General features: G+C 73.8%; 11 protein-coding genes and 1 pseudogene. 4 read left to right on the forward strand and 8 right to left on the reverse strand.

Features of this window, described 5'->3' with window-relative positions:
• The first annotated feature begins 59 nt into the window (after positions 1–59).
• Positions 60–854: a thioesterase II family protein gene (locus tag OO63_RS05750; RefSeq protein WP_051810578.1), complete on the forward strand. Its 795-nt coding sequence runs from the start codon at positions 60–62 to the stop codon at positions 852–854.
• A gap of 40 nt (positions 855–894) precedes the next feature.
• On the opposite strand, the gene OO63_RS05755 is transcribed toward OO63_RS05750, so the two are convergent.
• Positions 895–1,752, reverse strand: coding sequence for an SMP-30/gluconolactonase/LRE family protein (locus tag OO63_RS05755; protein WP_030358227.1), 858 nt, complete (start codon positions 1,750–1,752; stop codon positions 895–897).
• Between the two features lie 781 nt (positions 1,753–2,533).
• On the opposite strand from OO63_RS05755, the gene OO63_RS05760 reads away from it, so the two are divergent.
• Positions 2,534–2,977, forward strand: a complete 444-nt coding sequence (locus OO63_RS05760; RefSeq protein WP_033263832.1) for a protein-tyrosine phosphatase family protein — start codon at positions 2,534–2,536, stop codon at positions 2,975–2,977.
• Positions 2,978–3,000: 23 nt separating this feature from the next.
• Here the strand turns inward: OO63_RS05760 and OO63_RS05765 are convergent, their stop codons facing one another.
• The gene (locus OO63_RS05765) at positions 3,001–3,585 is read right to left on the reverse strand and encodes a rhodanese-like domain-containing protein (RefSeq protein ID WP_030358229.1); all 585 of its coding nucleotides are present in this window, start codon (positions 3,583–3,585) and stop codon (positions 3,001–3,003) included.
• Between the two features lie 81 nt (positions 3,586–3,666).
• On the opposite strand from OO63_RS05765, the gene OO63_RS05770 reads away from it, so the two are divergent.
• Positions 3,667–3,948, forward strand: coding sequence for a metal-sensitive transcriptional regulator (locus OO63_RS05770; protein WP_030358230.1), 282 nt, complete (start codon positions 3,667–3,669; stop codon positions 3,946–3,948).
• A 20-nt stretch (positions 3,949–3,968) separates the two neighbouring features.
• On the opposite strand, the gene OO63_RS47720 is transcribed toward OO63_RS05770, so the two are convergent.
• Both OO63_RS47720 and OO63_RS41360 read right to left on the reverse strand, forming a co-directional pair.
• Positions 3,969–5,012: a sulfite exporter TauE/SafE family protein gene (locus tag OO63_RS47720; protein WP_033263833.1), complete on the reverse strand. Its 1,044-nt coding sequence runs from the start codon at positions 5,010–5,012 to the stop codon at positions 3,969–3,971.
• Entirely contained in the window at positions 5,009–6,532 is a 1,524-nt protein-coding gene (locus tag OO63_RS41360; RefSeq protein ID WP_037631143.1) for an MBL fold metallo-hydrolase, read from the reverse strand. Before OO63_RS41360 ends, OO63_RS47720 begins: the two co-directional genes overlap by 4 nt.
• Positions 6,533–6,733: 201 nt before the next feature.
• On the opposite strand from OO63_RS41360, the gene OO63_RS05785 reads away from it, so the two are divergent.
• Positions 6,734–7,987: an FAD-binding protein gene (locus OO63_RS05785; protein ID WP_030358232.1), complete on the forward strand. Its 1,254-nt coding sequence runs from the start codon at positions 6,734–6,736 to the stop codon at positions 7,985–7,987.
• Between the two features lie 10 nt (positions 7,988–7,997).
• Here OO63_RS05785 and pulA read toward each other — a convergent pair whose 3' ends face one another.
• The 4 genes and pseudogenes from pulA to OO63_RS05805 form a co-directional block, all read right to left on the reverse strand.
• A complete protein-coding gene (gene pulA, locus OO63_RS05790; RefSeq protein ID WP_078618958.1) occupies positions 7,998–10,694 on the reverse strand; it encodes a pullulanase-type alpha-1,6-glucosidase in 2,697 nt (898 codons plus the stop codon).
• Positions 10,695–10,853: 159 nt separating this feature from the next.
• Positions 10,854–12,269, reverse strand: a pseudogene (locus OO63_RS05795) (alpha-amylase); the annotation flags it as partial.
• 132 nt (positions 12,270–12,401) lie between these two features.
• Entirely contained in the window at positions 12,402–13,466 is a 1,065-nt protein-coding gene (locus OO63_RS05800) for a LacI family DNA-binding transcriptional regulator (RefSeq protein WP_033263834.1), read from the reverse strand.
• Positions 13,454–15,118, reverse strand: coding sequence for a glycoside hydrolase family 13 protein (locus tag OO63_RS05805; protein ID WP_030358236.1), 1,665 nt, complete (start codon positions 15,116–15,118; stop codon positions 13,454–13,456). The genes OO63_RS05800 and OO63_RS05805 overlap by 13 nt, the downstream gene beginning before the upstream one ends.
• Positions 15,119–15,202 lie beyond the last annotated feature (84 nt).

Here is a 15,202-nt window from a genome sequence, read left to right on the forward strand (position 1 = left end):
GTCGCGCGGGCAACCACTTGAACCGCGGCCCGACCGCCTAGCTGCTCGACGGAGTGCTGATGACCACCGAACCGAATCCCAGCGCCCACCGCCCCGGTGTCGACTCGGCCGCTCCCACGCCCCGCTGGCTGCGCCGCACCCAGCCGCGCCCCGGCGCCCGCACCACCCTGGTGTGCTTCCCGCACGCGGGCGGCACCGCCTCCTCCTTCGCGCCGTGGGCGCGGCTCCTCCCGCTGGACGTGGAGCTGGTCGCGGTGCAGTACCCGGGGCGTCAGGACCGGCTCGCGGAGCGTCCGATCGCCACCATGACGGAGCTGGCCGACGCGGTCACCGAAGCCCTGCGGGCCGGTGTGCGCCCCGATCGCGAGCTGGTCTTCTTCGGTCACAGCATGGGCGCCGCGCTGGCCTGGGAGACGGCGCTGCGCCTGGAGGCGGGCCCGGGTCCTGCGCCCCGGCAGGTCTTCGTGTCCGGTCGCCAGGGTCCGCGCCGCCAGCGCCCCGGGACGGTGCACCTGCTGCCGGAGGAGCGGCTCGTCGATGAGATCAAGCAGCTCGGCGGCACCGACCCGCAGCTCCTCGACGACCCGGACATGCGCGAGATCGTGCTGCCCGCGATACGCGCCGACTACCGCCTGATCGAGACGTACCGCCCTGACCTGACGGCCCGGCTGCGCTGCCCCATCGGCGTGTTCACGGGCGACCAGGACACCGAGGTGTCGCCGGAGGACGTGGAGGCGTGGCGGGACGCGGGCAGCGGTGACTTCTCCGCACTGGTGCTGCCCGGCGACCACTTCTACCTGACCGACCAGGCGGAGCGCGTCATCTCCTCGATGTTCGCGAGCCGGACCGTCTGAGGCCGGCGCGGCGCCCCGGGACGGCTTCGGCCCGGCTGCGTCAGCCCGCGAAGGCCGTCCCCGGCAGCCCTTGGCCCGCGCCCCGGACGACGAGGACCGAGCCCGCCATCGGGTGCGGCCGTTCCTGGCCGGTCCGGGCCGTCGTGACGTACAGGTCACGCAGGTCCGGGCCGCCGAACGCACACGCGGTGGGGCGCGCCACGGGAAGCCGCAGGACGCGGTCCAACGTGCCGTCCGGGGTGTAGCGCCGCACCTGCCCGCCGTCCCAGAGCGCCACCCACACACAGCCGTCGACGTCCACGGCGAGGCCGTCCGGGAAGCCGTCCGCGTCCGCGATAGCCACGAACTCCCGTCGTTCCACGGGGTGTTGCCCGTCCATGCGGCACACGTCGATCCGTCGCGTGGGGCTGTCCACGTAGTACAGGAGGGTGCCGTCGGGGCTCCAGCCGGTGCCGTTGCTCACGGCCACGCCGGGGAAGACCTCGGTCGCCGTGCCGTCCGCGGTGACGCGGGTGAGGGCGCCGCCGCCGGGTGCCTCGTCGTAGCGCATGGTGCCCGCCCACAGCGCGCCGTCGGGGGCGACGGCGGCGTCGTTGCCGCGGCGTCCGGCGACCGGGTCGCGCACCAGCCAGGAGAAGGCGCCGTCGGGGCCGTAGAGCCCGATGCCGTCGCGGAGGTTGACGACGAGGCCGCCGCCCGCGCGCGGTTTGGCCGCGCCGACGTGCTGTTCCGTGGCGAGCACCGTGCGGTGGCCGCTCGCCGGGTCGTAGGTGTGGACACGGGAGTTGAGGATGTCCACCCAGATCAGGCGGCCGGTGGCCGGGTCCCAGGTGGGGCCCTCGCCCAGTTCGGCCCACTCGCGCACCGCGACCTCGACGACCGGCTTCCCGTCCGTCACCGTCTCACTCTTCGCCACCGCTCCGCCTCTCGTCAGGGGCTCGTCCCCGCCCGGCCCGCTTGTCCCCCGCCCGTCCCGCTTGTCCCTGCCCGCCCCCGCACCCCGGCCCGTCCAAGCCGTCCGCCCCGTCGACGGCAGGTACGCGGGCACGCCGAAGGCCCGCTCGGCGTGCGAACTCGTGGCGATCTCGGCCTCGTTCATCGATGGTGCGTCGATGAGGGCGGCATCGGCACGGTACTGGGCGCCGTCGTCGTCGGCCAGAGGTCCGGCGTGCGCGACGACGGCAGGTCAGGTGTCGGTGGCGGCACCGACTACGGGCAGGTCGCCGCAGCGGTGGTCCTGCTCGTGGCGGTCGGGGTCGGTGTGCTCGGGGCACGGAGGGCGGGGCGGTGGGACCCCGTCCGGTGGGCGGGGCCCACGCGGCGTATCAGCGTCCGCGTGGTCGGTGCGCCCCGCCTGACACGCGGCGGTGTGGCCGTCGGCGCGCACGCGCGGGCCGACGCGAAGTGGCCGGCCACTGCCGGACAGATGCATTCCACCCGGCCGCAGTACGGGCAGACAGGAACCATGGTTGTCATGCGCGTCAATATGCCCTGTCGAAGTCAAGATTCCGTTAGAACCAGGTGAGTATCGGCTAGGTCGGCGTGGCCATTGCCTCTTTGGTGCACGAAGCGCTCTGTGACCTGCGACTGCGGGGCCGATCGTTCGCCCGGAGCGCAACTCACGCCGTGCTGCCGCCCTTCTCCGTAGGGTGATCATGTGGTGAACATTGGGAGATCATGTGGCTGAGACATGGAGCGAGACCGCCGATGGTGTGCTGCGGCTGCCCTCGGGCCGGCTCGTGCGCGGCCGGGGGCTCCGCCGCCCGCTGCCCGCAGGGCCCGAGCCGATGTTCGCCGTCCACCTCCAGGGCAAGCAGCCGCCCGAGGTGCCGTGGGACGCGCGCTGGCTGCGCTGGCCGGACTTCTGGCTGCCCACGGACCGGCTCGCGGCGCGCCAACTCCTCGGCGAGGCCTGGGCCCGCGCCGCCACGGAGCGCGTGGAGATCGCCTGCGGCGGCGGGTTCGGCCGCACCGGCACGGCGCTCGCCTGCCTGGCCGTGCTCGACGGCGTCCCGGCCGGGGAGGCCGTCGCCTATGTGCGCGCCCACTATCACCGCCGGGCCGTCGAGACGCCCTGGCAGCGGCGCTACGTAAGGGACTTCGGGACTGCCGACGCCGGCTGACGCGCGGCCGGGGCGCCCCGCCGTCAGTGGTTCAGGGCGGCGAGCGTGGCGTGCAGGTCGGTGTCGCGGGGGCTGTTGTGCGGCAGCCTGGCCAGCACGGCGGCGAGGCCGCAGGTGTCCGTGACCGCAGAGAAGACCAGGCCACCGGCGACGGCCGCGGACAGCCACAGGGCGTAGGGCCACAGCAGCCCGAGGGCCAGTCCCGTCAGGACCAGCGACCCCGCGGCCAGCCGGACTTGGCGCTCCATGGCCCACGCGGCACGGGCCGTGCCCTCGGTGCGCTCCACGTCGTATCCGTGCCCGGTCCAGCCGGTGGTGCCGCCGGTGAGGGTCGTGGCGGGGACGCCGTTCTCGGCCAGGGTCGCGCAGGCCCGGGCGGAGCGGTTGCCGGAGGCGCACACCATGAGGAGTTCCCCGCGTGCCGCCGCGGCCTTCAGGGCGGGCAGGGCTTCGGTGAGGCGTTCCAGGGGGATGTTGTGGGCGCCCGGGAGGTGCCCGGAGGCGAATTCAGCGGGGGTGCGGACGTCGACGACGGCCAGCTCGTCCAGGCGGTGGTGGGCCTCGACGGCGGTGAGCGCGGTGGGGGACGGCACGGAAGTTCCCTTCATCGGATGCTTGGAGGATGCCTTCGTTGATGCGTGCACCACTCCCGTACGGTACCCATAGGGGTATCCAGATCGGAGTGAGCAGTGGAACTGACGATGGCGGCCGAGGAACTGAAGACCGCGGTCAACCGGCTGCGCCGGGCCCAGGGCCAGATCAACGGCGTGATCAAGATGATCGAGGAGGGCCGGGACTGCGAGGACGTCATCACCCAACTGGCCGCCGCGTCCCGGGCCTTGGACAAGGCCGGGTTCGCCATCATCGCGACCGGCCTCCAGCACTGCCTGACCGACACAGAGTTGGCCGAAAGTGGTGACCGGGAGCGGATGCGGGCGCGCCTCGAGAAGCTGTTCCTCTCGCTCGCGTAGGACGGCTTCCACGGCCCCCTTCACCCCCGGCCCGCGCTCTGGACGACCGCGTCCACCGCCATCGCGGCGGCCACCACGAGCAGCGCGACCGCGAAGGTGCGCCGCAGCGCGGCCCCGGTGAGCCTGGCGGCGAGCCGTTTGCCGTCCCAGGCGCCGAGGACCGCCGCGCCGGTGAAGGGCGCGACCACCGCCCAGTCGAGGCCGGTCGTCGTACTGCCGCGGGTGATCAGCGAGGCAAGGGAGTTCACGGCGATGACCAGCAGGCTGGTCCCGGTGGCGGCCCGCATCTCGAAGGCGAGGACGGTGACGAGGGCCGGTACGACGAGGAATCCGCCGCCGACGCCGAGCAGCCCGGTGAGCGCCCCGAGCCCGGCACCGGCACCGGCGGCCCGCCCGGGCCGCGCGGCGCGGGCTCCCGTACGGCTGTCGAGACCTGCCCTGCCGCCACGGTCCCCACTGCCGCCCGCGCGCCGCGCCCCGCCGTCCGGGGCGCCTGCGTCCACGCCCTCCGGGCGACCGGCGCGGCCCGCCCCGGCCTCGCGCCCCGGGCCGCCCTCGCGCACGGCGCCGCCCACATCCTCCGGGCCGCCCGCGAGGCCCGCGCCTCCCCCACATCCCGCACCGCCCACGCGCCCCGGGCCGCCCTCACCCACGGCTTCGTCCACGGACTCCGGGCCGCCCTCGCGCCCCGCCCCGTCACCGCGCCCCCCGACCCTCACCATCAACACCCCCGCGACCCCCGCGACCCCGGCGAACGCCGCCGTCAACACCGCCTGCGGCAGCCTGCCCGCCGCCGCCCCGGCCCCGGCCGCGGGCAGGATTCCGGTCGCCGCGAACAGCGTGCCCGAGCGCCAGCGCACCTGCCCCGAGCGGGCGTGGGCGTACAGGGCCGTGGCCGAGGTGACGGCGACGATGAGCAGGCTCGCGGTGGTGGCGGCGGCCGGGGTGAAGCCGAGGAGGTAGATGAGCGCGGGGACGGCGAGCATGCTGCCGCCGCCGCCGAGCGCGCCGAGGGCGAGGCCGACCACGGCCCCGGCGACCAGGGCAAGGACGAGCGTGCTCACGCGCGGCCGCAGGTGTGGCCGGCGTGGACGGGCAGTCCGGCCCGGGCCAGCGCGTCCGCGTCGAACCCGTCGTCGACCACGACGACCGCGCGCCCGGCGGCGGCGAGGAGCGACGCCCCGATCGCCGCGCGCATCCCGCTGCCGCAGTGCACCCACACCTCACCGTCCGGCACCTCGCCGTGGCGGCCGTGGAGTTCGTGCAGCGGCACGTGCGCGGAGCCCTCGATGTGCGCGCCCGCGCGTTCCGAGGCGCGGCGCACGTCGAGGACCACCACGTCGTCCCGTTCCTTGCGGGCCTCGGCCAGGTCGGCGAACGTGGCCAGGGGGAAGGAGCCGAGGCGCTCCCCCGCCCGCACCCAGCGCCCGGGGTCGCCCGTCGCGGCCGCCGCCGGACGGTCGATGCCCACGCGCACCAACTCCCGCTGGGCGTCGGCAAGGCGGCGGGGCGAGTCGGCGAGCAGCGTGACCGGGGTGCCCCACGGGATCAGCCACGCCAGATACGTGGCGAGCTTGCCCTCGGCCTCGAAGTTGAAGGACCCGACGACGTGCCCGGCGGCGAACGCCACCCGGCCGCGCAGGTCGACCACCCACTCCCCGGCGGCGAGGCGCGCGGCGATCTCGGCGGCGTCGGCGGGTGCGGGCGGGGTCAGGTCGACGGGCGCGGGCCCCGCCGCGTTGGCCGGACCCATGTGGGCGTAGTACGCGGGCACGTCGTCGAGCCCGGCGAGCAGCTCGGCGACGAACGTGTCCTCGTCCTGGGTGAGGGCCGTGTTGGCCGTCCGCTCCGCGCCGATGGTGGTCGCGTCCCCCTCGGACCGGGTGGCCGAGCAGAAGCTGCCGAAGCCGTGCGTGGGCAGCACGCGCACCGCGTCGTCCAGCTCCTCGGCGAGCCGGTGCGCCGAGGCGTGCTGGGCGCGGGCCAGTGGCTCGGTGAGGCGCGGCTCGACCAGGTCGGGGCGGCCCACGGTGCCGATGAGCAGGGATCCGCCGGTGAACGCGGCCGTGGCGCAGCCGCCGACCGTCAGGACGTACGACAGGTGGTGGGGGGTGTGACCCGGCGTGGCGACCGCGCGCAGCGCCACGGCCGCGTCCGCCCGGGACGCCCCGCGCGCCTCCTCCGCCCCGGAGGCACCGGACGCACCCGACGCACCCGACGCACCCGACGCACCCGACGCACCCGACGCACCGGACGCACCGGACGCACCGGCCGAGCCACCCGCCTCGTCCACGCACACCACGTCGCCGTCCGCGACCGGCGTGTGCGGGAACGACACGGAGGCACCGGCGGGCACCAGGTACCGCGCCCCCGTCACACGAGCCAGCTCCCACCCGCCGCTCACGTAGTCGTTGTGGATGTGTGTCTCCGCGACGTACGCGATCCGTACCCCGCGCCGGGCGGCGAGGGCGATGACCCGGTCGATGTCGCGCGGCGGGTCGACTGCCACGGCGGTGTCCGGGCCTCCCGCCAGATAACTGCGGTTCCCGAGCCCTGCGAGTTCGAGGGTGTCGACGAAGAACACGACTGTCACTCCTTCTCAGCTTCCGACCGTCCGGGTCCGCGCCCGGGAGCATTACCCCCGGGGGTATTCACTCCTTACCTCCCACCATACCCAGGGGGGTATTTCCGACTCCGGGCGGCCCGGCACGATGGCCGGTAATGCACGGGCGGCCCGCACCGGCCGCCGCGCCCAGGAGCCCCACCCCCAGGAGGAACGACGAGCATGAGTGCCGACGACGTGGTGACGAACTGGGCGGGGAACATCGCCTTCACGGCGCGTGAGCTGCGCCGCCCCGCCTCCGTCGAGGAGCTGCGGACGCTGGTGACCGGCTCCCGGCAGGTGCGGGTCCTCGGCAGCGGGCACTCCTTCAACCGGATCGCGGACACCGACGGCCCGGACGGCACGCTCCTTTCCCTGGCCGGGCTGCCGCCCGCCGTGGACGTCGACACAGTGGCGCGCACGGTGCGGGTCGGGGGCGGCGTCCGGTACGCCGAACTGGCCCGCCACGTGCACGCGGCCGGGCTCGCGCTGCCCAACATGGCCTCGCTCCCCCACATCTCGGTCGCGGGTTCGGTGGCGACGGGTACCCACGGCTCGGGGAACGCACTGCCGCCGCTGTCGTCGTCGGTGTGCGCGGTGGAGCTGCTGGCGGCGGACGGCGGGCTCGTCACGCTGCGCCGCGGGGACGCCGGGTTCGACGGGGCCGTGGTCGCGCTCGGCGCGCTCGGTGTGGTGACGGCGCTGACCCTCGACCTGGAGCCCGCGTACGAGGTGGCTCAGCACGTGTTCACGGAACTCCCCCTGGCGGGGCTCGACTTCGACGCGGTGACGTCGTCGGCGTACAGCGTCAGCCTCTTCACGGACTGGCGGGGCCCGCGCTTCACGACCGTGTGTCTCAAGCAGCGGGCGGGGCGCGGCGTCGACTTCCCCTGGGCCGCACCGGCCACCGAGCCGAAGCATCCGGTGCCCGGGGCTCCCGCCGCCAACTGCACGCGACAGCTCGGCGTCCCCGGCCCCTGGCACGACCGACTGCCCCACTTCCGCGCCGACTTCACGCCGAGCAGTGGCGCGGAACTGCAGTCGGAGTATCTGCTGCCGCGCGCCGAAGCGGTCCCGGCGCTGCACGCGCTCGACGCCGTCCGGGAGACGATCGCGCCGGTCCTCCAGGTCTGCGAGGTCCGCACGGTAGCGGCGGACACGCAGTGGCTCAGTCCCGCGTACGGCCGCGACTCGGTGGCGTTCCACTTCACCTGGGCGCCGGACCCGGCCGCCGTCCTGCCGGTGGTCGCCCGCACGGAGGAGGCCCTGGCGCCGTTCGCGCCCCGCCCGCACTGGGGCAAGGTCTTCCGCACCCCGCCCGCGGGCCTGCGTGCCGTCCATCCGCGCCTCGCGGACTTCGCGGCGCTCGCCGCGGACCTCGACCCGGCCGGGACGTTCCGCAACGGCTTCGTGCGGAACGTCCTCGGTCTGGCCTGAGCGGCGGCCGTCAGCCGCGCTGGAACACCGCGACCGTCCGCGCCGGGACCCGGAAGGTCCCCGAACTCTTCGCGTACGCCGCCGACTTGACCACGGGGTCGGCTCCGTGCGCCTGCGTGGGATGCAGGGCGTACGCCTTCCCCTTCAGGGCCTCGACGTCCTGTGACTGCTCCTGCGGTGTCGCGTTGAGGACGACCACGAGGGAGCCGAGGCTCATGGTGATGACGCCGGGCTTCTCCCCCGGGGTGCCGGACAGCGGGAAGGACAGCTCCTTCTGGACCCGCTCGCCGGTCGCGAGGGAGAACTCCGGCGCGGTGGCGCGCAGCCGCAGCAGATCCCGGTACGCACCCGCCGCGCCGCGGATGTCCGCGCAGCCAGGGGCGAGCGCGGGATCCGCCAGCAGGGGCTTGGCGTAGGGCCACTTGGGCTTGTTGTCGGCGGCGGGCGGCAGTCCGCGGCCGAAGCCGTTGCCGTCGCGGCAGTCCCAGTGGAGGGCGTTGAACCAGTCGCCGCTGTCGTAGGAGTTGCGGTCGAGGGACTTGGAGCGCAGCAGGTCGCTGCCCGCCTGGTACAGCGCCGGGCCCTGCGAGAGGGTCGCTGTCGCCGACGCGAGGACCTGCATCCTGGCCCGGTCGGCCGCCGACGTGCCGCGCGGCAGCTTGAAGGCGAGGGCGTCGTACAACGTCTCGTTGTCGTGGGCGTCGGCGTAGGCGAGGGCGTCGCCGGGCGCGGCCGCGTATCCGGCGGGGGCGCCGTTGTAGTCGACGTCGGCGCCGGTGACCCGGCGGCCGGAGGAGTCGGTGAAGGAGTAGTCGGCCAGGTTGCCGGTGAGGCCGACCTTGATCAGGTCCTGGTAGTGCAGGAGTCGGGCCTTCTGCTCGGCGGGCGTGCCGTTCGCCTTGGAGGTGTTGGGGTCGGTGTACAGGCCGCTGGCGAAGCCCTGGACGCCGGGGTCCTCGTCGAAGGGGCCGCCGCCGCGCACGGCGTCGCGGGCCCGGTCGGAGAAGGTGGCGACGCCCGTGCCCGCCATGTTGCGCTGGGTGGCCTGCTCGAAGCGGGCGTCGTCGGCGATCTCGCCGAAGTTCCAGCCCTCTCCGTAGAGGACGATCTTCTTGCCGTCGACGCCGTCCTTCTTCACGGTGAGGGCGTCCAGGGCCTTGCGGACGGCGAGGATGTTGGCCTTCGGGTGGTGCCCCATCAGGTCGAAGCGGAAGCCGTCGACCTTGTACTTCCTCGCCCAGGTGACGATCGAGTCGACGACGAGCCTGCCCATCATGGCGTTCTCGGGCGCGGTGTTCGCGCAGCAGGTGGACGTGGCGACGGAGCCGTCGGCGAGCAGCCGCTGGTAGTAGCCGGGCACGATTCTGTCGAGGACCGACTTGTCGGCCTGGCCGCTCGCCACGGTGTGGTTGTAGACGACGTCCATGACGGTGCGCAGGCCCGCGTTGTTGAGTCCTTGCACCATCTCGCGGAACTCGACGGTGCGCCGGGGGCCTTCGGGGTCGGACGCGTAGGAGCCCTCGGGGACGGTGTAGTGCAGCGGGTCGTAGCCCCAGTTGTAGGCGTCCTTGGCGGCGGCCTCGCCCACGCAGGCCTGCTGGGCGTCGGAGTCCGGCGCGTAGGACCCCAGGTCGCAGTCGGGGGTGGTCTGTCCGGACTTGCGCTCGGGGATGGTGCCGATGTCGAACGCGGGCAGCAGGTGGACGTACGACGTGCCGGACCGCGCGAGCTTCCGCAAGTGTCGCATGCCGTCGGACTCGCGGTCAGTGAACGCCAGGTACTGGCCCGGGTGCTTGGCCGTGCGATCCGCGATGGAGAAGTCCCGGATGTGCAGTTCCTGGATCTGCGCGTCCCGCAGGGGTGTCGCGGGCGGCTTGCGCAGGGTCCGCCAGCCCTTGGGCGCGAGCGCGGGGTCGTCGAGGTCGACGAGGAGGCTGCGGGCGGAGTCGGTGGTGAGGGCGGTGGCGTACGGGTCGGTGACCTTGTTGGTGACGACCTTCTGGACGCTCGGCGCCCACACCTTCACGACGTACCGGTACGGCTTGCCGGTCCAGCTCCTCGGCCCGCTCGCCGACCAGACGCCCGAGGCACCGTCCCTGCGCATCGGCACGGTGCGGCCGCCGATGTCGAGGCGGACGTCCTGGGCGGTGGGCGCCCACACCGCGAGCGAGGGCTTGCCGTGGGCGAAGCCGGGACCGAGGGGGGTCTTCTTGGCGGCGGGGGCGTAGACGTCGTCGAGGACGCCTTGCGTCTGCACGCCGGTGGCGGCCTTCACGGCACCGTCCGACCCGCGCTGGACCGCGACGAGCTGGCCGGTGAGGGCCGTGCGGATGCGGTCGCGGTCACGGGGGTCGACGCGGAAGGCCGCGTAGGTCTTCAGGTGTGGGTACGTGGCCCGCTGGGCGTCGGTGAGGCCGCCGGGCACCGGGGCGAGGCGGATGCGGTGGCCGCCGCCGGTGAGCTCGCCGTCCTCTACGGCCACCCCGCCGCGCCGCGCGTACACCAACTCCGCGGCGCTGGCGGCTCGTTCGCCACCCGTGTTCCAGGCGACGGTGTCGCGATCGATCCACTGCGCCTCGGCCTTGCCGAGGTCGGGGGCGGCGGGGGTGGTCGGTCCGGGTGCCGCCGCCGCGCCCGTCAGGGGCACGGCGGCGGCGACCAGGGCCAGGGCCATCACGGTGGCGGTGCGGCGTGCGGAGCCGGTCACGGGGGTGCGTTCTCCTTCGAGATGGTCAACAGGACTCGGGACTCTGCGGTGCTGCGGCGCCCCTGCAAGGGGCGCGGGGCTCTGACACATGCGGCTCCGCCGCGCGGGCGCGACCAGCCACGACGGACCCGCAGACATCCGTCGTCCGAACGCCCCTCACCCTGCGGCGCACTTCGCTCCGGTGTGCAGGGCGAGGGCCGTGTTCGACGCCACGGAGGCGGTGAACCGCCCCGAGCCGTCGACGGAGACGCTCCGGCCGCTCTGCACGTCGCAGTAGGTGCCCGCGGCCAGGGACGTCTGGAACGTCCGGTCGAGGGTCGCGCCCTCGTGGTTGATCACGACGTACGCCTTGTCGCCGCGCCCGAACGCGATGGCGTTGTTGCCGTTGTCCCACCAGTTCGTGACGGCGGCACCGCCCGCCGTGTTGCGGAACTTCACCATGCCCTTGATCTCCGGCCACGCGTGCTGGCACTTCCAGCCGTCGCTGTAACAGGCGTTCACCTGCCCGCCGCTGGGCGGCCCCGCGTCCCGGTCGGTGAACTCGTAGCCGGAGTGGACGTCCGGGGAGCCGTAGGGCCAGGCGAGCATGAAGACGTGCGCGAGGGTGTGGTTCGCGCCGTCCTTGTAGGTGAGGGTGTCGCCGCCGCGCTCGGTGTCGTGGTTGGCGACGAACACGGCGGACTTGCCGGAGGGCAGGTATCCCCAGCCCTCGCCGTAGTTCTTCAGGTACGCCAGCTTCTCGCCGGTGAACACGCGCTTGAGGTCGCGGGCGTAGCGGAACTCCTGCACGTCGCCGCTGCCCAGGTACTCGTCCGGTGAGACGGCCTCACCCGCGCCGAAGATGGCCTCCTGCTTCCAGTAGGCGTTCGGGTCGCTCAGACGCGACTTGATGTTCTTCAGGTCGGCCGCCGCCATGTGCTTGGCCGCGTCCACGCGGAAGCCGTCGACGCCGAGCGAGAGCAGGTCGTTCATGTAGGCGGCGATGCGGCCGCGGACATAGTCCTCGCCGGTGTCCAGGTCCGCGAGGCCGACGAGTTCGCACTCCTGGACGTTCGTGCGGTCCTGGTAGTCGGTGATCTGCGCGGTGCAGTTGTCGAGGTCGGGGCGCGAGTAGATGCCGGGGTAGGTGTACTTCGTGTACGAACTGCCGCCGGTGCCGGTGCCGTCGCCCGCCGCCATGTGGTTGATGACCGTGTCGACGACGACCTTCACGCCCGCCGCGTGGCAGGTGTCGACCATGCTCTTGAAGGCGGCCCGGTCACCGAGCCTGCCCGCGATCCTGTAGCTGACGGGCTGGTACGACGTCCACCACTGCGGCCCCTGGATGTGCTCCTGCGGGGGCGACACCTGGACGTAGCCGTAGCCGTCGGGGCCGAGCCGGTCCGTGCACGCCTTGGCCACCGAGCTGAACTTCCACTCGAAGAGCACGGCGGTGACGTCCTTGGCGCCGGGCGGAGCGGCGGCGGCCTGCGGCGCGCCGCCGACCACGCTCCCGCCGACCCCGGCGAGCAGGGCGAGGGTCGCGGCCTGGGCCTTGCGTCCGGTTCCTGGCTTCCTGCGCGTACGACGTGTCACGGGGGCCTCCTGCGCGGCGAGGTGGGGGGCCTTCTCCGGCAAGGTGACGTGTGCGTCAGGCCGTTGAAGGTTGTTGCAGCAAGATTGCGGCAGTGTTTTCGCCCGTGACCGTACGACCGTCAACCATCACGGTCAACCCTTCGGACGCACCTGGGCCGTCGAGCCCCGCACGACGAGCTCCGGCTGGAAGACGAACTCGGTGCGCTGCACGGGGTTTCCGTTGATCTCTTCGAGGAGGGCGCCGACGGCGGCCGACGCCATCGCCTGCACGGGCTGGCGCACCGTGGTCAGCGGCGGGTCCGTGAACGCGATGAGCGGCGAGTCGTCGAAGCCCACCACGGAGACGTCGCCGGGCACGGTGAGGCCCCGCTCCCGGGCGGCCCGGACGGCGCCGAGCGCCATCATGTCGCTGCCGCACACCACGGCGGTGCAGCCGTGGTCGAGCAGCGCACCGGCCGCGGCGGCGCCGCCCTCGACGGTGAACAGCGTGCGCCGCACGAAGGGTTCGGCCTCCCCCTGTGTCAGGCCGACGTACTCGTGCAGCGCCGCCGCGAACCCCTCCGCCTTGCGCCGCGAGGGGACGTAGCGGGTCGGCCCGATGGCCAGGCCGATCCGTTCGTGCCCGAGGTCCACGAGGTGGCGCACCGCCATCCGCACGGCGGCGCGGTCGTCGGCGGAGACGCAGGAGACGGGGATGTGCGCGTTGTGGCCGTTGATGAGGACGAACGGCACGCCACGGCCCGCGAGTTCGAGGTAGCGCCCGTGGTCGGCGCTCGCGTCGGCGTGCAGTCCGGACAGGAACACGATGCCGCTGACACCGCGTTCCTCCAGCTGTTCCACCAGCTCGTCCTCGGTGGCGCCGCCCGGCATCTGCGTGCACAGCATCGGGGTGTAGCCGTGCCCCGCCAGGACCTGCTCCACGACCTGCGCGAAGGCCGGGAAGATCGGGTTGGTCAGCTCGGGGATGACCAGGCCGACCAGGCCCGCGCTGCGCCGCTTGAGCCGCACGGGCCGTTCGTAGCCGAGGACGTCGAGTGCTGCCAGGACGCGGCGCCTGGTCGCGGCGGCCACGCCCGCCTTGCCGTTCAGGACGCGGCTCGCGGTGGCCTCGCTGACCTCCGCCTGGGCGGCGATGTCCGCGAGCCGCGGGGCGCCGCGCTCGGCGTCCCGCGGCGGGGAGGTCGTCACACCGCCCACCAGACGGTGGTGTCGGCGGGCAGCTCCACCTCGCCCCCGGCCACCTCGACGGGGCCGCTCGCGAGCAGCATCCGGCCGGGCGCGGCGATCCGCACGGGCGTGCCGGTGGTGTTCGCGGTGCACGCGAACTCCGCGCGCCGGAAGGCGAGCACACCCGCCGGGGCGTCGGTCCACTCCAGGTCGTCGCCCGCGCCGAGACCCGGCTGGTTCCGACGGGTCCGCAGGGCCGCGCGGTACAGCTCCAGGGTCGACGTCGGGTCGCCGGTCTGCGCCTGGACGCTCAGCTCGCCCCAGCCGTCGGGCTGCGGCAGCCAGCTGCCGCCCGTGCCGAAGCCGTACGACGGCCCGTCGACGGTCCACGGGATCGGCACCCGGCAGCCGTCGCGGAACCCGTCCTGCCCCTGCGCCCGGTGGAACGAGGGGTCCTGGCGGGCCTCGTCGGGCAGGTCGGTGACGTCGGGCAGGCCGAGCTCCTCGCCCTGGTAGACGTACGCGGAGCCGGGCAGGGCCAGCATCAACAGCGTGGCGGCGCGGGCGCGGCGCAGGCCGAGGGCGCGGTCGCCCGGGGTGCGCAGCTGGGTGCCGAGGCCGGGCGGGTTGGCGAAGCGCGTCGCGTGCCGGGTCACGTCGTGGTTGGACAGGACCCAGGTGGCGGGGGCGCCGACGGGGCGCATCGCGGCCAGCGAGCTGTCGATGACCTCGCGCAGCTCCGCGGCGTCCCAGTGGGTGCCCAGGTACTGGAAGTTGAAGGCCTGGTGCATCTCGTCGGGGCGTACGTAGTGCGCGGTGCGCTCGACGGTGGGCGTCCAGGCCTCGGCGACCAGGACGCGGTCACCGGCGTACTCGGAGAGCACCTGCCGCCAGCTGCGGTAGATGGCGTGCACGCCGTCCTGATCGAAGAACGGCATGGTGTCGTTGCCGAGCAGCTTCAGCTGGTCGTGCCGGCCGATGTCGGGCAGTCCCTCGGCCTTGACCAGGCCGTGGGCGACGTCCACGCGGAAGCCGTCGACGCCCATGTCCAGCCAGAAGCGCAGGATGGAGCGGAACTCGTCGCGTACGGCGGGGTGTTCCCAGTTGAAGTCGGGCTGCTCGGGCGCGAACAGGTGGAGGTACCAGTCGCCGGGGGTGCCGTCGGGGTCGGTGGTGCGGGTCCAGGCGGGGCCGCCGAAGATGGACTCCCAGTCGTTGGGCGGCAGTTCGCCGTCGGTGCCCTTGCCGGGGCGGAAGTGGTAGCGCTCCCGCAGGGGCGATCCGGGGCCGTCGGCGAGGGCACGGCGGAACCAGTCGTGCCGGTCGGAGGAGTGGTTGGGCACCAGGTCCACGATGATGCGCAGGCCCAGGGCGTGTGCGTCCCTGATCACCGCGTCGGCGTCGTGGAGGGTGCCGAACATCGGGTCGATGGCGCGGTAGTCGGCGACGTCGTAGCCCGCGTCGGCCTGCGGCGACGCGTAGAACGGGGAGAGCCAGACGGCGTCCACGCCGAGGTCCTTCAGGTGCGGTAGACGGGCCCGGACGCCCTCGAGGTCGCCCATGCCGTCGCCGTTGCCGTCGGCGAAGCTGCGCGGGTAGACCTGGTAGATCACCGCGTCGCGCCACCAGTCCGTACGCGTGCCGGAGGCGGGGGCGGCAGGGGCAGCGAGATGCTGGGTCATGTGTTCCCTGGGAGGTCGAGTCTGGTCGAGTCGTGGTGGGGGCGGGCGGGGCCCGCCGGACGCGGGGTCCGGCGGGGCGCCCGG

Source organism: Streptomyces alboflavus (genome assembly GCF_000716675.1).
Taxonomy (GTDB): domain Bacteria; phylum Actinomycetota; class Actinomycetes; order Streptomycetales; family Streptomycetaceae; genus Streptomyces; species Streptomyces alboflavus.

Excerpts from the sequence above, each read along its gene's own strand:
- OO63_RS05805 (WP_030358236.1), bottom strand. The coding sequence starts at position 15,118 with ATGACCCAGCATCTCGCTGCCCCTGCCGCCCCCGCCTCCGGCACGCGT.
- OO63_RS05765 (WP_030358229.1), bottom strand. The coding sequence starts at position 3,585 with ATGAAGGGAACTTCCGTGCCGTCCCCCACCGCGCTCACCGCCGTCGAG.
- OO63_RS05785 (WP_030358232.1), top strand. The coding sequence starts at position 6,734 with ATGAGTGCCGACGACGTGGTGACGAACTGGGCGGGGAACATCGCCTTC.
- OO63_RS05750 (WP_051810578.1), top strand. The coding sequence starts at position 60 with ATGACCACCGAACCGAATCCCAGCGCCCACCGCCCCGGTGTCGACTCG.